Source organism: Methylacidiphilum infernorum V4 (assembly GCF_000019665.1).
In the GTDB taxonomy this organism is placed as follows: Bacteria; Verrucomicrobiota; Verrucomicrobiia; order Methylacidiphilales; family Methylacidiphilaceae; genus Methylacidiphilum; species Methylacidiphilum infernorum.
The window spans coordinates 1,113,092-1,130,870 of sequence record NC_010794.1 but is presented as its reverse complement, the minus strand read 5'-3'; the positions used below and the strand labels follow the sequence as shown (position 1 = coordinate 1,130,870).

Annotated in this window: 15 protein-coding genes; 3 read left to right on the top strand and 12 right to left on the bottom strand. The window is 43.7% G+C overall.

Annotation, left to right across the window (positions count from 1 at the left end; genetic code table 11):
* Window positions 1-115 precede the first annotated feature (115 nt).
* Both glnA and MINF_RS05355 read right to left on the bottom strand, forming a co-directional pair.
* A complete protein-coding gene (gene glnA, locus MINF_RS05360; RefSeq protein WP_187146980.1) occupies window positions 116-1,549 on the bottom strand; it encodes a type I glutamate--ammonia ligase in 1,434 nt (477 codons plus the stop codon).
* 189 nt (window positions 1,550-1,738) lie between these two features.
* Window positions 1,739-2,083, bottom strand: coding sequence for a P-II family nitrogen regulator (locus tag MINF_RS05355; protein WP_012463539.1), 345 nt, complete (start codon window positions 2,081-2,083; stop codon window positions 1,739-1,741).
* A gap of 468 nt (window positions 2,084-2,551) precedes the next feature.
* Between MINF_RS05355 and MINF_RS05350 the strand changes: the two genes are divergently transcribed.
* Window positions 2,552-3,943: a dihydrolipoyl dehydrogenase gene (locus MINF_RS05350; RefSeq protein WP_012463538.1), complete on the top strand. Its 1,392-nt coding sequence runs from the start codon at window positions 2,552-2,554 to the stop codon at window positions 3,941-3,943.
* Between the two features lie 61 nt (window positions 3,944-4,004).
* Here MINF_RS05350 and MINF_RS05345 read toward each other — a convergent pair whose 3' ends face one another.
* The 9 genes from MINF_RS05345 to MINF_RS05305 form a co-directional block, all read right to left on the bottom strand.
* Window positions 4,005-4,514 (bottom strand): hypothetical protein, encoded by a 510-nt coding sequence (locus MINF_RS05345; protein WP_012463537.1) that lies wholly within the window; start codon window positions 4,512-4,514, stop codon window positions 4,005-4,007.
* Window positions 4,480-6,966: a hypothetical protein gene (locus tag MINF_RS05340; protein WP_048810178.1), complete on the bottom strand. Its 2,487-nt coding sequence runs from the start codon at window positions 6,964-6,966 to the stop codon at window positions 4,480-4,482. Before MINF_RS05340 ends, MINF_RS05345 begins: the two co-directional genes overlap by 35 nt.
* A complete protein-coding gene (locus MINF_RS05335; RefSeq protein WP_012463535.1) occupies window positions 6,950-9,619 on the bottom strand; it encodes a VirB4 family type IV secretion system protein in 2,670 nt (889 codons plus the stop codon). The genes MINF_RS05340 and MINF_RS05335 overlap by 17 nt, the downstream gene beginning before the upstream one ends.
* A gap of 29 nt (window positions 9,620-9,648) precedes the next feature.
* Window positions 9,649-10,074 carry a hypothetical protein gene (locus MINF_RS05330; protein WP_012463534.1) on the bottom strand — a complete coding sequence of 142 codons (426 nt, stop codon included), beginning with the start codon at window positions 10,072-10,074 and terminating at the stop codon, window positions 9,649-9,651.
* On the bottom strand, window positions 10,071-10,523 hold the full coding sequence (locus MINF_RS05325) for a hypothetical protein (protein WP_148205151.1): 453 nt from the start codon (window positions 10,521-10,523) through the stop codon (window positions 10,071-10,073). The genes MINF_RS05330 and MINF_RS05325 overlap by 4 nt, the downstream gene beginning before the upstream one ends.
* A gap of 29 nt (window positions 10,524-10,552) precedes the next feature.
* Window positions 10,553-10,897: a hypothetical protein gene (locus tag MINF_RS05320; protein ID WP_012463532.1), complete on the bottom strand. Its 345-nt coding sequence runs from the start codon at window positions 10,895-10,897 to the stop codon at window positions 10,553-10,555.
* 92 nt (window positions 10,898-10,989) lie between these two features.
* Entirely contained in the window at window positions 10,990-11,739 is a 750-nt protein-coding gene (locus tag MINF_RS05315) for a hypothetical protein (protein ID WP_012463530.1), read from the bottom strand.
* A gap of 15 nt (window positions 11,740-11,754) precedes the next feature.
* Window positions 11,755-12,501, bottom strand: coding sequence for a hypothetical protein (locus MINF_RS05310; protein ID WP_048810177.1), 747 nt, complete (start codon window positions 12,499-12,501; stop codon window positions 11,755-11,757).
* A gap of 41 nt (window positions 12,502-12,542) precedes the next feature.
* Window positions 12,543-13,865 (bottom strand): hypothetical protein, encoded by a 1,323-nt coding sequence (locus MINF_RS05305; protein ID WP_048810176.1) that lies wholly within the window; start codon window positions 13,863-13,865, stop codon window positions 12,543-12,545.
* Window positions 13,866-14,416: 551 nt separating this feature from the next.
* On the opposite strand from MINF_RS05305, the gene MINF_RS05295 reads away from it, so the two are divergent.
* Together MINF_RS05295 and MINF_RS05290 are read left to right on the top strand one after the other, a co-directional pair.
* Window positions 14,417-15,310, top strand: coding sequence for a sigma-70 family RNA polymerase sigma factor (locus MINF_RS05295; protein ID WP_187146979.1), 894 nt, complete (start codon window positions 14,417-14,419; stop codon window positions 15,308-15,310).
* Between the two features lie 5 nt (window positions 15,311-15,315).
* A complete protein-coding gene (locus MINF_RS05290) occupies window positions 15,316-16,893 on the top strand; it encodes a ParB/RepB/Spo0J family partition protein (protein WP_012463525.1) in 1,578 nt (525 codons plus the stop codon).
* 7 nt (window positions 16,894-16,900) lie between these two features.
* Here the strand turns inward: MINF_RS05290 and MINF_RS05285 are convergent, their stop codons facing one another.
* On the bottom strand, window positions 16,901-17,776 hold the full coding sequence (locus MINF_RS05285) for a hypothetical protein (RefSeq protein WP_012463524.1): 876 nt from the start codon (window positions 17,774-17,776) through the stop codon (window positions 16,901-16,903).
* Between the last annotated feature and the right edge of the window lie 3 nt (window positions 17,777-17,779).

Genomic DNA, 17,779 nt, shown 5'->3' with positions numbered 1-17,779 from the left:
AAGAGAAATAGGGCTCTTTTGAACCTTTGATTTAAAAAACACTGGGCCTTCTTCTTCAGGGGAATAAAGATATCCCTTTAGATGCAAGGCCCAGTTTTCAATCCCTTTTTTATTTTTAAATATCAAAGTACATATAAAATTCAAGGGGATGGGGCCTAATTCTCAGCATGTCATAATCCTTTTTCCGGAGAGCAATCAAGGTATCAATAGTTTCCTTGGTAAAGACATCGCCTTTCATAAGAAACTCATGGTCTTTTTCCAAGGCTTCTATGGCCCCTCCGAGCGAATCGGGAACCTTGGGAATATTTTTTAACTCCTCGGGAGGGAGCTCATAAATATTTTTCTCCATAGGCTCTCCGGGATCTATCCTGTTTTGAATACCATCGATACCCGCCATCAACATTGCCGCACAAGCTAGATAAGGATTGGCAGATGGGTCAGGAGTACGGAACTCTATTCTTTTTGTCTTAGGATTGGCCGAATAGGTTGGAATACGGATGGCCGCACTTCTGTTCCTTGCAGAATAAGCAAGATTGACAGGGGCTTCAAATCCAGGCACAAGCCGTTTAAAGCTGTTGGTTGTAGGATTGGTAATGGCGGTGAGGGCAGGGGCATGCTTGATAATTCCCCCAATGTAATAAAGAGCCATTTCACTTAATCCCGCATACCGATTCCCGGCAAAAAGAGGCTTGCCCTCCTTCCAAAGCGACTGGTGGGTATGCATTCCCGAGCCATTATCTCCAAAGATGGGCTTGGGCATAAATGTTACCGTTTTACCGTATTTCCTTGCCGTGTTTTTGATCACATACTTGTACATCATCATGTCATCGCCAATATGCAGAAGGGTGTTGTACAGGATATCGATTTCGGCTTGACCGGCAGTGGCCACTTCGTGATGCTGTCTTTCCACTTTAACTCCCATGGATTCAAGAGTTAATACCATTTGATCTCTTAAATCTTGTAAGGTATCGGCTGGGGGAACAGGAAAATATCCTTCTTTATGCCGTATTTTGTAACCAAAGTTTTGACCTTCTTCTTTTCCACTATTCCATATCCCTTCAATAGAATCGACCTCGTAGTAGGCGAAGTTCGCCTGGTTATCATACCGAACACTATCTAGAATGAAAAACTCGGCTTCAGGTCCAAAATACGCGGTATCGGCAATTCCCGTACTTTTCAGATAAGCTTCAGCCCTTATAGCAATGCTTCGCGGATCTTTGGGATAAGTTTGAAGGGTAATGGGATCATATATAGAACAGATAAGGCTTAAAGTGGGTTCGGTAATAAAAGGATCGATAAAGGCGGTATAAGGATCGGGCATGACAAGCATGTCTGATTCCTGAATTCCTTGCCATCCCCGAATTGAAGACCCATCGAAGCCTATACCTTCTGAAAAAGACTCGGGAGTTAACAGATCGATCCCTATGGTAAAGTGTTGCCACGTTCCCAAGAGATCACAGAATTTCAAATTTACGAGTTTGACATTGTGCTCTGAGGCAAAAGAAATCACTTCTTCACCCGTTGCACATCTTCTATAGTATTCAGCCATCGGTTCCTCCTCTGATTCATTGATTGGTTGAGTTGTTGTAGTTTGAAATTGCGTAAAGAGAGCCTTTTCCCATAGCAAAGACTCTTTAATGAAGTTGCTTTTTGTCTAACTGGTGGGAAAAAGGCCTTAGAAAGAAATTATTTTCACATAAAAACGAGGTCTCGTTGAAAAGGAAAGTAAAAATTAAATTTAAATTGCATTTTCACCTTTTTCTTCGGTTCGAATCCGAATAGCTTCCGAGACGGGCAATACGAATATTTTGCCATCACCGATCTTTCCCGTTTTTGCCGACTTAATAATGGCTTCAACAGCCTTAGGTAAAATGTCTTCAGTAAGAACTATCTCGACCTTCACTTTAGGGAGGAAATCAACTGTATATTCGCTGCCGCGGTAAATCTCGGTATGTCCTTTTTGTCGGCCGAAGCCTTTCACTTCGGTGACGGTTAATCCCGCAATGCCAATTTCAGTAAGGGCTTCTTTAACTTCTTCGAGCTTAAAAGGTTTTATGATCGCTTCAATTTTGTATAGAGCCATTTGAATTCTCCTGGTTCGTTCCTAACAATTTTTATTATCTTTTTTATCATGATGGGTCAACAATTGTCGAAAAATCCGTAAAAACATCAACATGTAAGCATAATACATGCCATAGATCAAATGGAGGAAATTTTTTCTTCCCGTTCATGTTCAGATTATTAAGTAGTAACATTTAGGCCATTTTATTGACGAAGACAAGGATTTTCTACGGTATTTGGCTCCAATCTTTCATGACGAAAAGAATTTCCCATGGAAAGGAGAATTCATAAACCCGCTGCAGAAAAGATCTCCCTATTGATTTTACATAACATATATTGTGCGAAGTCATAATTATCTCCATTATCTCCATTTTCCTTGCGATTATCTTTTGTCGTTTCCCCTTTTTTGTTCCTCATGGAACAATTTTCAAATCCCGGTCCAATTTTTAGTTTGCCATGATCGGAGTGGACCTTTTAGAATCAAGCAGTTATGGCTACCGAATTATCTGTTGATGTCGCCATTCTCGGCGCCGGAGGCGGTGGTTATCCCGCAGCCTTTTTCCTGGATAAGTCAGGTTTTAAGGTTTTGATGGTGGACCCTATCGGGAATTTGGGTGGAAATTGTCTAGCCGAAGGCTGTGTTCCTTCTAAAGCGGTTCGTGAAGCAAGCCTTGTGCGGGCAACGGCCAAAAAATACCCTTTTTTCGGTCTTTCAGGGATGGTTCCCCAAGTCGATTGGAAAGCCATCCTCGCCCACAAAGACAAGGTACAGAACACTCGATATGCTCTACACAAGGAGGAAATCAACCGCTCCAACATCCTATTTTACAAAGGCGTCGGTAAAATCGTCGACGAAAAAAAGATCGAAGTCATTACCGATAAAGAAAACTTCCTTGTCTTCTTTAAATTCTTGATCATTGCCACGGGAAGTCGTCCCCACTCCCTTCCCATTGCCGGATCTGATTTAGCCGTCAATTCCCACGATCTTTTTAAGCTTAATGCTACCGTTCCCTTTCCTTCAAAACCCATCATCATCGGTGGAGGTTATATCGGCGTTGAAGTGGCTTCCATGCTCGAAAATTTAGGAGCTAAACCTTCTATACTCGAATCTACAGAACTTCTTGTAGGAGGCCTCGACAGGGAACTTTCATTATTTTTGGCTGAAAAATTGAAAACAAGGATACACATCGAATTGGGAGCGAAGGTGGAGTCTATCGAAAAGGATAGAGACAAATTCAAAGTAGTGTATCAAAAAAATAACCAAGCCCATACTCTAGAGGGTGATCTCGTCATCATGGCTACCGGAAGGGAATGCCTGACCCCGGAAGGCATCGAAAAACTAGGTTTTCCAAGCTCCAAGCCCCTCCCTGTAACCAGCTTCCTCCAACTTTATGATTTTCCTCATATTTATGCACCTGGGGATATCAACGGAAAAAGTATGCTTTTCCATTCGGCCGTCTTGCAGAGTATCATTGCCGCCCATAATATTGCCGCAGGCGGTCAACCCGTATCCCGCATGGATTGGAAGAGTGTTCCCTACACCGTTTTTACTGAGCCTGAAATTGCCGGGGTAGGATTGACGGAAGAGGAAGCGTTACATCTTTACGGCCAACACGTTGAAATAGTTAAATACGATTATGCCGTTGATTCTCGGGCGGAAATTTTAGGCGAGACGGAAGGATTTATCAAGCTCCTCTTCGACGGCGAAAATAAACGGCTACTTGGAGCCCACATTGCGGGCGTTGAGGCCTCTCAGCTTATAGCTCCCCTCGCCTTGGCAATTCGAGAGGGTCTCGATGCAGAAGCTCTTGCCCATGTAGCCTTTCCACACCCGATGATTTCTGAAGGGATCAACAAGGCGGCGCGCACTTTTTCGCCTTGAAAGACATCCGCTTTTATCCTTCAGTAATCCCTTTCAAGACAGCAGTCCGTTGTCATCATGCCTATCGATAGACGGGAATCGTTTGATAAGTCCCGGGATACTCTACCCCGCTGGAATCGTCTTTTCTCGAAGGAACATAGGTTGTTCTGTAGACGGGGCTACTGACTTTTTTACCTTCTGGAGGCAATCCATATTCGGCTTCACGTTTCCATTTATCATTAAGAATTTCTGCCGTAGCCTGGTTTTTTCCATCGGCAACCCCTTGTTGATAAGCATTCAATCGCTTCTTGTCAAAGTATTTATTGAGGGCGTAAGCCCCTACCGCTCCAACTCCTGCTCCTACCGCTCCGGCTGCGTTGGATTTACCGATATCTTTGCCCGCAAAAAATCCTGCTGCTCCAGCAGCACCAATGCTCCCATAACGAATGAGATTGTCCCCCGTCTGGGCCATCGGTCCATCGTAACGATTATAAACTTGGGTAGAACAACCGCTCAGCAATAACGCCCAGAATAGGAAAAACAAGCAAAGAAAAGAACTAAGGCAATCCGTAGAGAATTTTTTGGGTCTCATTTTCTATTCCTCCTGTCTTATCTACTAATAGGTTTTCCCAAAAAATTCTGTCTGAAAGGAGGCCCTCCATCACTCTTTCTTCTATTCTTCTTACTTCTTTTGCCCAACTGATTTCTCCCCCGATAGATCTGCCGATATGGGTGATGATCGCCTGCAGCAAAAAAGGGTTCTCTTGCATAGTTTCAGCCAACGAGTCCGTCCACATCTCGATCGCCTCTTTTTTCGATAGCATCCACTGGGCAATTATGGGTGCCTGTCCCCCGTACTTAATGATAAGAAAAACCGATCTTTTCCAGTGTTCGGCAAATTGAGGACTTTCTAACCAGTGGGGTAAAAGGCTACGGATAACTACGGGATCTTGGGCGATGATTTCTTGAATGTCTTCCGTGGAGCTTCGACCGTAGACGGCAGCAATCTTCTGGGCGATCTTCCTTTCATCCGGGCGTTCTAAAGTATTTTCTGTAGCAAAAACAAGAATGTTGTTGAGCTCACTTAAGCCGTCACAATGAAGAATCGCCTCTAAAATTTTTGTCCTTTTTTGGGGATCTTCCCAAATCGTGTCCCAATTCGATGCACACACATCGGCCAGTTCGTAATTCCAGGAGGCAATGCCTTGGAGTATAAGTTCCATTTCTTTTCCCGTAACAAGAATGTTGGTGACCCGTTCAATAGCCGTTTTGGCGGCGGGGAGAGCACATATACCCCTATACCATTTCCAGAACTGTTCCTTATCACTTAACCACCGATTTTTTATAAGTTTTCTCAACATTTCAGGAATGATCGTTTCAAACCAAAGCCTATTGAGGATATATTCCCATCCCGGCCCCATCGTCCATTTCACAAAGGAATCGATGAAGTACTGGGCTTCCTCGGCTAAAAGGGGTTCTTTTTTTTCAACAGCCTCTTTTAATTGATCTCCAGCCCTGTTTAGCCAGGAATCATACTGCTCCAACGCAACTTTATGCTCGGGCTGGTTACAGATCCACCGACCGAAGGCTTCAAAAGATTCCTGGTCATTGTTTGCAAGGCTTTCAAGCCAAGCCAAGGCACATCCTGGTGAATATTGAACGAGCAGGGGAAAAAATTTTTCTACTACAGGAAATTTCCCCGTCTTGGAATAGACGAGGTCTGCCCACGCGCTGTCGCTACGGATCAAATAACTTCCAAGAACATCTCCAATGGCGAGAAGATCTGACCGGCTGAATTGGCCATTTTGGTAGGATTTCCTTAGGGAAGCAGGATCGAGATGCCGGGTATGTTCACTGATGTTCCAACTGCTGCTCGCTTGCAGTTCCCCTTCCCATTTTGGACCCGCCTCCCAAATCCATTCCATGGCTATTTTACAAATAGGCTCTTCTTTGCTTAAGCCTTGGGAGAGGGCCTCTTTGGTTGCCTCGGAGGCGGCTTCGGCAGGACGCGTGAGATGCCACAGGATAAAATCGAGGAGTTTTGGATCTTTTTCTAGCTGTATCAAAAATCTTTTGTAAGCCTCGTCGGCCAAGTCGATCCGAAAAGGTACCTTTTTGCCCATGAGGGCTTCCCATAACCACAAGGGTCTTCCTTGGAGCTGTTGCTTGATTTCGGTTCTGCCGACCAGGTAATGGAAGAAAAAATCTTTACCCTCGTATGAGCCCAAAGCTTCCTTTAACGTTCGGCTCAAAACATTCCAACTTTTCTTATTTCTTTCCAGCCGGTAAGTATATTCGTGGGATAATACAGGGTCTTTTCTCACCCGTTCCTCCGCCTTATCCCAGAATGCGTTGTAGAAGCTATCCTCATTCCTCACGGTGGTTGAGGCCAAGAAATAGGCTCCCCTTCCATCATTGCCGATTCGAGCAAGCCTCCTGGCGATCTCCCAATTTTCTTCCAAGTTCTTCGACTTGGATGGTTTTATATCTATGGTCTTGAGGAGGGTCTCCATAACCAGGTCGGGCAAAGCATCCGGCGACCCATTTTCCCAGTTCTTCAAGGCGAAGAGGACCGGAGGATAACTATTTGGAGTGTCCAACAGGTAATTTCTCAATGGCCATAAAGCCTGGGAATGAGACAACAAGGGAATCCAAAGCTTGGATTTTCCCTCATGGGCGATCTCCAGAACTTCTTTTTTTGCCGTTACGCTTCCGACCCTGAGTTGATGAAAGGCTTCTGTCAAGGCATCAGCTAAAAGCCCGTCTCCTCGGAGAAGATCATTTTGAATAAGGCTTAAAGCCTGTTCATTTTTCAGAAATCCCTCTATTTCCGTATCGATCCAATCGGGCCGGATAAAATGGTGAGATTCTCCACTTTCTATCATCCATTTTAAGGAACGGTCCGCCCAACCCGATTCAGCCAACACAGGATTGAGATCGACTTCTTCGGGAAGTTCCTTTGCCTTTAAAGAAGGAAAAAGAACAAGGCTCAGTTTAAAAGATAAAAAAATAAAAAGGACAAGCAGCTCAGCTTTTCGTTTCATAAAATGATTGCTGGAGATTTGAGCGAAAAGGAGATTTTGGCTTTTCTTCCCTGACTCCAAGAGGATATTTTGCGGATAGGGATTCTAGGGCTTGATTCATCTCTTCGGGGAAAGCTTTCCTTGCTGCATCCCAGGCTGGGAAATCCGCGGGAGTCGTGGTGGTTAACCAATATTCTTCCGGTTCAATTTCTGCCCGAATAACTCCTGAAAGACTTTCCGGCCCCCTTCCCCTTAGGTAAAAAGCTTCTCTCCAAAGTTCTACCTCTCCATCGGGATGAACCCTTGAGCAAGAGCGAAGATGGGTTAAAAGATCCCTTTGACCTTTTGTCAATTCCAACTCCTTAACGGCAAACTCAATGTGGTGTTCGCTGCCCTGGGGAAAAAGGATCCACGTATCGACGTTTTGTATGACCGCTTTGGCCACGGCTGGATTGTCGACCAAGTCCAAAATAGCCTGGGATTCTCCAATGATCGCACACCTTTTCTTTCTATAAGTTTTAAAAGCTTCAATAATGAGGTTTGCGGTGGCAGGATTGGAAACGTGCTGCCACATTTCCCCGAATACGAGCATCTTGAATACATGGGGATGGGATAAAATAATATCGGAAACAAAAAGCACGGCCATAGGAATAAGGGCAGCGGCTAAATCCTTGTCTTTAGAGATATATTCAAAGTCAAAATGGATCACTTTTGTTTTCCAATGGACCTGGGTCGTCCCGTTAAACCATCTTTTATATCGGCCATCGACAAAAGCTTTGAGGGATTCGGCCAAAAACTGAGCATCGGCTCTATAGGCCATTTGCCTGGCAAAATCATCGAGGGTAACGTAGGTGGCCCGGTTTTTGATCGCGTTGGAAAAAGTTTGTCGTGTAAGAGATTCAAGAATATTCTTTTCTTCTATACGCAGGGGTTCTCCTCTTTGAGAAGTAGCCAAGATCTCCAGGCAGTTGACAACTTTTATAAGCTCGTGATCTGAAGGCTCTATGAGCTCCCCCTTGCTGTTTCTTTGGGTATAAACTTCAAAGGGGTTAAAACATTTGGGGGTGGCCATATCGAGCCTGATGGTGGTTCCCCCACTGAGTTCTACGAGCCTGTCGTAACTGTTCCCCTTGTCCAAGATAATAAGCCATGAATCTGGCCTGAGGTGCCTTAAAACGATAATTTGAGCCAGCGCACTTTTTCCCGATCCCTTGACTCCACTGATGTAAAGCATGGAGGCCCCTTCATTGCGTTTATCTTCCAAATCCAGGGGCACAAGCCCTCCCGTGGTGTTGCCGAAAAGATGAATGGGTTTCTCATCGCTTTCCAACCCCCTGCATAGGGGAATTAAGTCGGCTGCCATCCTTCCCCGGACAAGAAGGGGTCGTGTAAGCGGAGCATAAACGGCGGGCAATTCACTCATAAGGACGGGAAGCAGGCTGGATTGTTCAATCCAACCTTTTGCCCGGGAAAGGTCCCCAAACCGATTGAGCAATATCTTCGCCCTTTTCTTGACCTCCTCTTTCTGTTTGTGCCAAAAATGAACGGTGAGCTGAACTTGGAGCAGATCATCTTCTCCGGAGCGAATGTCCTTGAGCAAGTTTTGGGCTTCTTCTATCTGCATCCAAGCCTCTATATTTTGGATTCCTGATTCCCTTCGATTTTCATGGGGCTTGTAGAGCATATCAATCAAGTTTAGTCCCAGCCGCATTCGCTGATCTGCCCAATCGATCCGCTTTCTTAATTTTTCCATTTCTTTTGTCTTCTCTGTCTTTCTCACTATGAGGCTGACTCGAACGTCTCTGAAAGGCAACCCGACGGTCAATTTTTCCATGTCCCTAGGTCGAGTTTCTAAAGGCAAACCTACCATGGACACAAGCCCATGATAATAATCTCCAATTTGGATCATGTCCTTGTGCACCGTGACTTCCTGGAGCATCCATGAATCGACGAAGGGCATCCTTTCATAGTCATAATTGACTTTCATGGCTTCCTCGACAGCCAAACCGGGATTCCATAGCCTAAAAAAATAGTCCGCTATCTCACGGGCGTCCAAGGGAACAAATCGCGCTGAAGCCTTTTTCATGATCTCTGCAAAGACCGATTCGGCTGCTTGCAGGCTAGCCACGGCGGAATCAAACTGCGCTTTTGAAATTCTTCTCCTTTCAATCTCTACACTCTCTCTCCCCCCTATGCGCAAGAACCACTCGGTCTGCTTAATCCTACTTTGTGGAGCCACCGTTAGTACCGTATGGGTTTCGATGCGTACCAGCTTTCTTTTGACCATTTTTTGGAAGAGCCGTTTTGCTTTTCTTTCTCGGAATGATTCGACCAAGGGATCAGAAGGGACTGCGGCGAATTGTTCAAGGAGGGGCCCGTAGTCCCCATTACAGGTAAAGAGGTGCTGGGTTTGGGCAATTTCATGGGGAAGTTGGGTGAGCAATAGTCTAAGTTGGTCCTGGAGCTCGGCTAACCGGGAAGGACTAACGATGTCCACTTGTGGAAAATAGGTTTTATAGAAGGAGTGAACGCCGCCAAATTTATCTACAATGTAGCGATCGTAAAGCCCCACGTAAGGACAGGCGTCAGCCCAATCCCTGAAAACGGCCATTTTCTTGGTGTTAAAAAGGGGACTTGGGATAAATAGCCGCAAGGGAGAAACAAGGGAATTCATAACAATAAATCCATAAATTCCCTGCCCCTTTAAGAGAAGGGTTGTTCTTTTGGGAAAGTCTCTTCTTCAAAAATGGAAAGGGGATTATAGGTAAGCTGCACGTTAAAGAAACGATGTTCATAGATCTTGGGAATTCTCTGGTAATCGAAAATAAAACGCAGAAAATGAGGAGGTTTATCCCTTAAAAAAATCCGGATAAAAAGGTAAACCGCCACAAAGCTTATCGCAGAAAAATAGAAATGGCGAGTCTGGTGATGGACGATGAAAAAAACCAAAGCGGGAACAAAAATAAGGGGACCTTCTAGACCTAAAAATGTTTCTTTTTCATTAATGAGTCCTACCGATTTACAAACGGGCAAACCCTCTCCCTCCCTCTCTTTTTCTGCGCTTTTGCTGATCGATGAATAGGGAGCGGATGGGATAAAAAAGGAAGGGGGTCGAGTAGAAGATGTCATTTTATGCTATTTAACAAACCATGAACCAGATGGGGTCCGGCGTAAATAACCGCAGCTCCAACAAGAGCTCCGATTGCAAAACCGGGACGCCTAAAGAAAAACATTATCGCTCCAAACACAAGCAAAGACAGGCTGACCCAGTATAGATAATCTTGCAAGGAAGGTATAAATCCAGCAACGGGATTATCGTTTGCCGAAGATGGAGAACTGTTTACAACATTAAAGTAAATTGAGCCTAATGTTTGAGCGGTAAGGAGAATAACCGATCCCGCTACGAATGCCGCCCATCTTTCCATCTCGACCGTGTGAAGAGCATGATTGATGCCCAAGTAGACGGTATAAAGAGAAAGGAAAGAAAGGAATAAGGAGGATTGGAATCCCCATATTTGCCCAAGGGCTTGTTGCAAAGGCTCACACAAAAAGCAACCCACCACCTCGGCTCTATTCATGGAATCTAGCCCCCTTCCTTTTCCTCTTTTCATTGGGAAACCGCCCTCAGTCCGTTGGCAAGATGGGGACCTCCATAAATCACTGCAGCCGCAACGAGAGCTCCTATGGTAAAAGCCGGCCTGTTGAAAAACCACATGACCCCTCCAAATACGAGCAAACAAAGAGAAATGAGATACCCATAATCCGTAAAGGCCATTTGCAATTGCTGTAAAGTCGTAAAACCTTCGGCATCAGCTCCGTTAAGAGGGGTCACATTTAAGACCCCAGAACCTCCTACAGCCCAGGAAACTGAAGAACTGACGAAGAAAACAGCTAATAGGCTGACAAGGGCTAGAACCAACCGGGATTGAAAAGTATAAAGCTTGACTTTCATACCTTTATAATAGGCACGGAAAAAAAGAGAGCTGTAAAAATTGAGGAAATCCGACATAGCCTCGTCCAACAGGGGAATCTTTCCTTCCGATCTTACTTAAAGTGCAACTGGATTGCCTGAAATGATTCGGCCCAATCCCTATCTTCTTGTTTTTCCACTTTATGGAGTTGGATGAGGATATCCGGCCACTCAAATTGGGACAACTTTTTTGATAAGGCATCTTGCCTGTGCCGCAAAAACTCTTTAAAAGGGCAATAAATGTTTCGGGGTTCATATAACGGGCCGGCTGCTTCCCATCCTCCTTCTGCCGTCCAGGTTTCTTCTTCCTTGCCCTCTGCTGTTTTAACAACTATCCATATAGGTGAGGCTATAGGCAGTATCCCTCCGTCATCTAAATGAAAAAGGCTTAATGTTTGACATAAACTGACGATTTTCTTGCCTCCATCGGGCTGTGTTTCTCCAATAAGGGCCGAAGCTTTGAGAAAAAAATGGCCGTCTTTATTATTGTCTATCCAAACAGGCAAGGGTAGACTCACTCCTCCACCGGGCTCAAGCCAACAGCCGACGGCTTCCCATTTTTCGGTGCAAAAAGAGTATCTCTTCTCGAATAGAGTCTCCATTAATGGAGGACTGGGCTTTGCCAGGGGTTCTTTTCCAGGTTCGGCTTCCGTAATCTTTTGTTTGTCGAGAGGCTTTAACCCCTTCTTTATAAAATCTATCCCTTTTCTTGGAAAAAGGAAAAAAAAGCCGCCTCCCTTACCCAAGTAATCGGGTATTTCTTTTGCCTTTAAAGAAAACAGGTTGAGAAAAATCAAGCAACCATAAAGAAGGCGGTGACGCATGGGTTTAGCCTAGATTCATTTTGGGAGAGGATATTCTTCTGGAAAAGGGTTATTACGCGCCATGGGTTGCATGCCCGGTTTTTGTTCCTCTCCTAAGGGACTGGGAGAATCTGAAGAATTGGGCTTTGGCCCATTGTTTGCATTCATCAGGTTCTGCAAAACGGATATATTTTGGAGCAAGGCGGATTGACGGCGAGAAAGAGCAGCGATTTCTTCCTCATAAATCCTCTTTTGTTGTTCCCCATTGGAAGTCACTATAAAGAGCCTGCCATCTTTAGATTCCACATTGAACATGCCCGAGTTTCTCAACGGCACAATGAGATCGGCAGCAGTGATCCCTTTGGGTTCTATGGTAATGACTAAACTGCCCCCTATCTCCCGGGCTATTTTTTTAAGCTCCATCAATTCCCTGATGCGGAAATCGAGAATAATCGGTTGGGGTAATTCGTTGTTGGGAACAAGAGGTTGAGGGAACGATTCATTTTGAGTCCCTAAATTATTTTCCTTTTGTTGATCCTCGGCAATCTTTTTACTTCGCTTGGGTTCGGGATTCGCCTCCTCCGTCTTTAACGCATTGTTCTCTTTGTTAAGACCCCCTCCTTTGTAGGTGTTCGGGGAAGAATGACTTGAAGGATTGGGAATTTTTAGTGGAACTGTTGGCTCAGAGCCTTCGCCAGCCGATAAAGGACTTTCCACAACATTCACCAATAAAATAATTCCCAGTTTGATTGCCGTAAGGATCCAATGCCGTTCTTTTTTCATTTTACTCCTCTATCTTCTCTATGAAATAGGTCGAATGATTTTTATGACTTGGAATCCGGTTCAGGATTTTTTGTAAAGCCAAAGCAACCCTTTAAAAATCGTTTCCTACCGAGGGCTCTTCCCAAGGCCAAGCGGCCCTTTTTAAAAAACCGAATGGCAACCATTGGCGCATCTTTGAACAGCCGTAAGGATCTCAACAATCCCCACAGGGGGATCACCATACCCAAGAAAAGCAAGAGGGCAATGCTGAAAGTGATCAAACAGTAAAATCCAGCTTCCCATGAGAGTTCCCAAAAACCCAGGAAAACGATCCTGTGAGTTTCCGGGAAAAGATCCAAAAAAGAAGCGAGCAGATAACTTTTGCTCAAAGCATGGTGGATCTCTTGACTTGCCGAATGGTACAAGGTTAAAAAACTGGATCTATTTTCAAATACGGTGTCATAGAGAGTCGTGAAAAAAATAAAACTCAAATAAGAAAGAACCATCCAGATAACCATGGGGATAACCGATCCAAGGAACAGATAAAAAGATTTTCCTAGGAGCCGTAAACAGGGTTTGGAGGGTAACAGCAGGGCAAAACAAAACAATCCCAGGAAAGAAAGATAAAAAAGGCATTGCTCGAGAAAATTAAGAACAAGAGGGATCAAAAAGTAGAAAAAAAGGGAAAGTTGAGAGATGAGATAAGAAAAAAAAAGGAGAGAATGAAAAATGCCCCTCCCCGTAACGATCATTAAAGAAAGCAATAGATTTTTTATTTTTTCAGGAGGGAAAGCAAAGGGTACGAACTTTTCCATTTTCTCCTTAAGCTGAGATTCGAGTTCTTCATAGCAGCCGTAGTTTTTTCCAAGAACTTGGCTTTTCCTTTGGCTATACTCGATAGAAAGTTTTGATCGCTTTGTTCCCTCTCCATCAAAAAGCCAATTATCCCACCATTCTTTGGGGTATTTACCCCTGATTTTATTTCCACCCATTTTTATCTGCCCAATAAAGCTCTCTATTCCCATAAAGAAAATACCTCGAGTGGGATTAAAAACTTTTTGAAGTATGCCTGAGAAAATCAGGACAAAGAGCAAAATACTGATCAGGCAATCAACTACTAAAGACCGTAATTTTTTTCTTTTTATTATGCCCAATCCCAAGGCAATCAAGGATAATGCAATGGGAAAAGCTAAAAACTGATAAAAGAATTGAACACTATTTTCGTATAATTGATAAAAAATTTTAGTTTCTACATCTACTCCATTCTCCGTGACGTTATCCCCGACAAGATGGAAATAATTTATCGAGTCATCCGCTCTTAGATTAGAGAGGAAAAATAAAGAAAAAAGAAAGAGTAGAGAGCTAACATATCGACATACTTTCATAATCAAAGAAAGTGATCCGAACCGCAATCTAAATACATAACAATAATAAACATGATTAATACATATTACATACAAGATAGTATGTTAAATATATGTTAATATATTGTTACAATTATGTTACATTATTATTTTATTCTTGCTGGTTTTAATGTTTTCTTTACAATTCGTTTTGTAATTACTTCTCAATGTCAACCACCCCGCCCTAAAAGGCGGAGCTTGCGGGTAAGCGCAGGCTCAGGTTGACCAGGGAAAGCGGTAACAAGTCCGCTACCTTGCATGGAGAGCAAAAGACAGGCGTTGGGATGCTTCCTAAAGTCCCAACCTCTCGAAGCCGGAGCTGTAGCCAGGCGCGAGGGCAAGGACGCTGGCGGACTCCGGCATACGGCTATCATGCAACATTCCCGAGAGGATACGCCCCGCAAGGGGTGCGAAACAAGGCCCGTAAGGGCAAAAAAAACGGCTTCCTCAGGTCTGCTGAGGGAAGCCCCAACCAACGGAGGCCGCGCTTTTTTCCCCCGGCTGAATGCTGGTGTTTCAAACGCGGAAGGACGATGATGAAGACTCGCCAAGCAGCTTTTTCTTCTGACCTTCAAAATAAGGGATTGGATTATGAAAAAATGTTTAAAGAAGAATTACCGATTATTCAGTCGGCAAAAGCGGCTGAAAAGAAAGCCTTGGAATGGTTGGCCATCCATTCCTTGCCCATGAGACAACAGGTAGCACGATTTTATTTACCTTATTTAGCCGATCAGTGGCCTGATGCGGAAAATGTAGGATGGTTTGGCATTCTTGATGCTCTCGAAAAATGGGACGAGCAGATGCAAATACGGTTTTTCGATTATGCTATTCATCATGTGAAAAATAGGGTTCGAAATTATGCCAATGCGTGTAGGACAACAGTACGAAGACCTAATTCTGTATATAGAGAATACCGGAAAATAGAAAAATTTTTAGAACAGGGATTGACCTTGGAAGAGATCACAGCTCTTTATGGGTATTCCCCCTATCAGCTAGAAAAAATTCTCCAGGTTTATTCTCTGGATATCAGCCTCCATTTCACCGCTTTTGATGAAGAATCCGAAACGTGTTTTCTTGACTTGTTGGTTTATCCTGAGAATCCTGACGATTCTTTAGAAAGAGAGGAAAGACTACGCAAGCTGTTTACGGTGTTATCCCATCTCGATGAAATTTCTAGAAAAATAGTATTCTTTTTTTTCGGTATCGAGGAAGGAACAGGAGCTAAGGGAAAGCCAACGGCCTGGATTGCCCATAAGCTAAAAATTCCCCGACAAAAAGTCATGCAAATGTTGGAAGAGGCTTTGAAACAGCTTAAAAGGGACCTTTTCCTTTTGGACATTTTTAATATTCAGCATCCCCTCCCCACGGGTATATCCTCCTCGATGGTTACAATGGAGCTGGCCAATGCTCTAGAAGATGAAGAATAAAAAGTATGGATAATATAAGATCTCAAAAGCAAGCTTCTTCTTTTTCTTTAATACCCATTGACAAAATCGTTTTATCTGACAGCAATCCCAGGAAAGAAATTAAAGAAGAACATATCGAAGAACTGGCTACGAGTATTAAGGAAATAGGATTGCTTCATCCAATCCTTGTTCGACCAACCGTCAACAACTCCTATGAAATCATTTGTGGAGAAAGACGGTGGAGAGCCTGCAAGAAATTAAATAGAGAGTTCATCGAATGTTTCATTCATCCGATGGATGACAAACTGGCTCTTCAAGTGCGGATTATTGAAAACATTCAGAGACAAAATCTGAACCCCATAGAAGAAGCTCAAGGTTACAAGAAGCTATTAGACGAGGGAATGAGCATTATCGAACTGGCCTCTGTTATCGGCAAGGGACGCGACTATATCAGCCGGATGACCATGCTTTTATCTCTCCCCGAAGCGGCCAAAGAAGCGATCATTGCCGGAAAATTGTCAAGAAGGGCGGGATGGTACATATCTAGGATTCCTGTGCCCAAGCTAAGAGCCATTGTTGCCTCTGAAGCTATAGCCAAGTCTTTAACCGTTAATCAAGTTGCCCAAATTGTTCTTGAAAATTATCTGTTGGACTTAAGAAAGGCCTATTTTGCTATTTCTAAACCGGATTTACTCCCTGGTGTTCCCAGCTGCATCGACTGCCCTAAAAGAACGGGTAATGCCAAAGAGTTGTTCAATGATATCAAAGATCCAATGATCTGCACGGATCCCGAATGCTTTGCTCAAAAAAGGGAAGCGGAATGGCATTTCCAATGCTACAAAGCACAAAGTGAGAATAAAGAAATCCTATTTGCAGAAGAATCAATTAAACATTTTGTTCCGGGTACATCCCGGATCAAATCCGATTCTCCTTTTGTGGACATGGAGGAAGTCTGCGAATGGGATAAAAAAGAAAGAAAGTGGTCTTCTCTTTTGATAGAGGAATTGAAGCCAATGAACGGCAAAGCTCTTTTGAGAACTTACTTGGCAAGAAGCCCGGTGGGATCTATCCATACTTTAATTAAAAAAGAAGACGCACTCTTGGCCTTACAAAGACACGGTATAGTCTTCGCAACAAAAGCCATCAAGGATTGGACGGAAAAGGAAAACAATCGCAAGGAAAGAAAAAAGAAAGAAGAGTTTTTAAATCTCAGTTGTTCTTCTCTCCTCCAAAAGGTATGCGAAAAGATAAAAAGAGGAAATGGCAGCCACTTTTCCAATATCTTATTGTCCCTAGCTCTTCGTATAGTTCCCAGAGAGGTTTCAACTTTTGTTTTCCAACGGCATCATTACAAACTAGGAACGCAGGAAGAATCCCAAACCATGATTGAAAACATGGATGAGAAAGATTCATTAGCCATCCTTCTAGACCTATTCTTTTCTGTCGATTTGTATTTAAACAGCTATACCAACATTCCTCCCCTTCTCATTCAGCTGTGCCAAGTTTTAGAAATCGATACTTCAAAAGTTATAGAAGAGATCAATTCGGTAAACCAATCGACCTCTTTGTCCAACATACTTTCTCCAAAGAGAAAAAGAAAATGACAGAAAGTTATTGGGGCACGGAAATCACCACGACATCTTGATCTGGGGGAGCCGTCTTTTCCACAACATGCCCCTTGTATAATACCTTCACTTTCCTATTGGCTAAAAATTCCAAGACCACAAAATTTCCATTAGGAGTTTTAACGACAAAATTTTGTCCCGGTTTACCTAGGGGGACTTCGATCGTCGTCGAAGAAGAACCGCTTTTCCGAAATTCAGATCCTTTATCTTTTTTGACAAAGGGTTCTTCTTCTCCAACAGTGATAAAAGAAGTGGTTTTTGCTTCGTTAAACGTCGAGGGAGCGACAATCGTTTGCGTATCGGGATCGCCGACGACCATTGAAGGGAAACTGACAACGGTATTTTTTTTACTTTGCGATTTTTTTTCTAGCGCATTCACCATGGCCGCTTCTCGGTACGAGGAAGGGGGCAGTGAATCGGAAAGAGTCGATTCTACTTTTTCTAGCCTATTTTTCATATTCACCAGGTCAATTTCTACTCCTTTATCTTGGCTTGGAGGATTATCTTCGGCAGGATTCGGCACAACCATTTTCCCATTATCGGCTCTTAGGTAAGGTTTTCCTGAAAGCTCGGCTTCTTCTAGAGTAGCCCAGTGTCCGGGATCGATCACCGTTCCGACGTAATGCCCTCCAATCCATTGTCCGGTCTTGGGATCAACCCTCGCCTTGGTCCAACCTGTATTGACAATGGGAAGGATGTAGGCCGGCTTATCCTTGTTATATACATCGTAAGGCTTGGTATAATCGTAGCTGTTTTGAATAAGGGCAGGATCAATAGGTAAAGCCGTTTTCTTCTGGGCAACGCAACCAAAGAGAAAAACAACAGGCAGGACAACAAGAAATTTTAATTTTGTTGTTTGCATAAA

Coding starts and splice junctions, on each gene's coding strand:
- glnA (WP_187146980.1), bottom strand. CDS start 1,549: ATGGCTGAATACTATAGAAGATGTGCAACGGGTGAAGAAGTGATTTCT.
- MINF_RS05355 (WP_012463539.1), bottom strand. CDS start 2,083: ATGGCTCTATACAAAATTGAAGCGATCATAAAACCTTTTAAGCTCGAA.
- MINF_RS05350 (WP_012463538.1), top strand. CDS start 2,552: ATGGCTACCGAATTATCTGTTGATGTCGCCATTCTCGGCGCCGGAGGC.
- MINF_RS05345 (WP_012463537.1), bottom strand. CDS start 4,514: ATGAGACCCAAAAAATTCTCTACGGATTGCCTTAGTTCTTTTCTTTGC.
- MINF_RS05340 (WP_048810178.1), bottom strand. CDS start 6,966: ATGAAACGAAAAGCTGAGCTGCTTGTCCTTTTTATTTTTTTATCTTTT.
- MINF_RS05335 (WP_012463535.1), bottom strand. CDS start 9,619: ATGAATTCCCTTGTTTCTCCCTTGCGGCTATTTATCCCAAGTCCCCTT.
- MINF_RS05330 (WP_012463534.1), bottom strand. CDS start 10,074: ATGACATCTTCTACTCGACCCCCTTCCTTTTTTATCCCATCCGCTCCC.
- MINF_RS05325 (WP_148205151.1), bottom strand. CDS start 10,523: ATGAATAGAGCCGAGGTGGTGGGTTGCTTTTTGTGTGAGCCTTTGCAA.
- MINF_RS05320 (WP_012463532.1), bottom strand. CDS start 10,897: ATGAAAGTCAAGCTTTATACTTTTCAATCCCGGTTGGTTCTAGCCCTT.
- MINF_RS05315 (WP_012463530.1), bottom strand. CDS start 11,739: ATGCGTCACCGCCTTCTTTATGGTTGCTTGATTTTTCTCAACCTGTTT.
- MINF_RS05310 (WP_048810177.1), bottom strand. CDS start 12,501: ATGAAAAAAGAACGGCATTGGATCCTTACGGCAATCAAACTGGGAATT.
- MINF_RS05305 (WP_048810176.1), bottom strand. CDS start 13,865: ATGAAAGTATGTCGATATGTTAGCTCTCTACTCTTTCTTTTTTCTTTA.
- MINF_RS05295 (WP_187146979.1), top strand. CDS start 14,417: ATGATGAAGACTCGCCAAGCAGCTTTTTCTTCTGACCTTCAAAATAAG.
- MINF_RS05290 (WP_012463525.1), top strand. CDS start 15,316: ATGGATAATATAAGATCTCAAAAGCAAGCTTCTTCTTTTTCTTTAATA.
- MINF_RS05285 (WP_012463524.1), bottom strand. CDS start 17,776: ATGCAAACAACAAAATTAAAATTTCTTGTTGTCCTGCCTGTTGTTTTT.